At 56.0% G+C, this 1,159-nt stretch carries 3 protein-coding genes; 2 read left to right on the top strand and 1 reads right to left on the bottom strand.

Going from position 1 to position 1,159, the window contains the following annotated elements:
- Window positions 1–151, top strand: a 151-nt coding sequence (locus tag HZB34_10965; protein MBI5316482.1) for an SUMF1/EgtB/PvdO family nonheme iron enzyme, incomplete at its 5' end; no start/stop codon positions are given.
- A gap of 214 nt (window positions 152–365) precedes the next feature.
- Here HZB34_10965 and HZB34_10960 read toward each other — a convergent pair.
- Entirely contained in the window at window positions 366–842 is a 477-nt protein-coding gene (locus tag HZB34_10960; GenBank protein ID MBI5316481.1) for a CopD family protein, read from the bottom strand.
- Between the two features lie 152 nt (window positions 843–994).
- On the opposite strand from HZB34_10960, the gene HZB34_10955 reads away from it, so the two are divergent.
- Window positions 995–1,159, top strand: a 165-nt coding sequence (locus HZB34_10955) for a hypothetical protein (protein ID MBI5316480.1), incomplete at its 3' end; no start/stop codon positions are given.

Below are 1,159 nucleotides of genomic sequence, written 5' to 3'. Positions count from 1 at the left end.
TCCTCAAGGACCAACAACGGGTAAGTCGAAAGTCGTGCGGGGTGGTAACTGGCTGTATGTTCAGGAATTCCTGCGTTCTTCATTCCGTTTCAATGCTGATCCATCCGGTCGGCAGTTCGGCTACGGGTTTCGCTGCGCAAAGACTCCCTAACCCTTGCCGGCTTGATCTATGTCACATGATGAGCGGCGGAGAAGCGCACGTCTTCGCGCGACGGCGTTGCCCTGACGACGCATAGATTCCCACGCTTTGACAAACGTGGTCCTCAATTGACAAGGAGCGGGGCCTGTCCTGCTTTGTAGGACCTTGCGCTCACTCCCATCTTCACAGAACTCTCGCTCGATTAGATAGCTCGCTGCAAATCCCGTTATGACCGTGCCAGCATCGCTGCTGCAACGACTACGGCCAGTGCGATGAGCAATGAAAGACGTGGCAACCAGCGAGCAGATTTGAAGATGACCTGCTCTCCGGTGGTTCGCTGAGACTCTGCGATAGCGCTGACCCGACTGACCTGGGGACCGAAGACAAGGTCATGGAGTAGGGTCAGGAACAACAACAGGGCGACCAACGTCAGCTTCACAGTCACGATTCCCGGCCACGAAGCCGGTGCCATGACACTGAGGCCACGGTGTGAGAGTAACATCGGCCCGGTGATCAAGAGGATCGCCATCGCGACCCAGACGATGGGACGAAACCGAAGCGCCGCGGATCGAAACAGCGCCATGAATTCTGGCACCGCCTTTCGGCTTCTCACCAGTGGCGCCAAGACCAGCGAGAGAAACACCATTCCCCCGACCCAGGTTACGGCGGCAAGGAGATGTAAGACAACCAGTGTGGAATACATAGAGCGCTATCTTAATCGATCTGGGGTGGAAAAATCGTCCTGCCGCCGTCGTAAAGTCGGGCGCTGACTCTATACCCCGTACCGGCGGTTTGATTATTCTCGCTTCACCCTCGACCATTGACTCTTGGCTGATATTCTCTGTACAGGAAGCCATGCGACATGCTCGATCCGTCTTCGGCCTCCTGGTGATCACAGCGCTCCTGGGACTCTGGCCGAATTCCGCAACCGGAAAAGAAAAAGAGGAAACGCCCTATGGGCGCATTGCCATGCTCGCCCACGGTTCTTCTATGATTACCGTCACCGAAGGCTTGTTTTTT

The organism is Nitrospirota bacterium, from assembly GCA_016219645.1.
Taxonomy (GTDB): domain Bacteria; phylum Nitrospirota; class Nitrospiria; order Nitrospirales; family Nitrospiraceae; genus Palsa-1315.
This window is presented reverse-complemented; position numbering and strand designations above follow the sequence as displayed.

What these genes read in the sequence shown, in the direction of transcription:
- HZB34_10960 (MBI5316481.1), bottom strand. Translation starts at nt 842, where the DNA reads ATGTATTCCACACTGGTTGTCTTACATCTCCTTGCCGCCGTAACCTGG.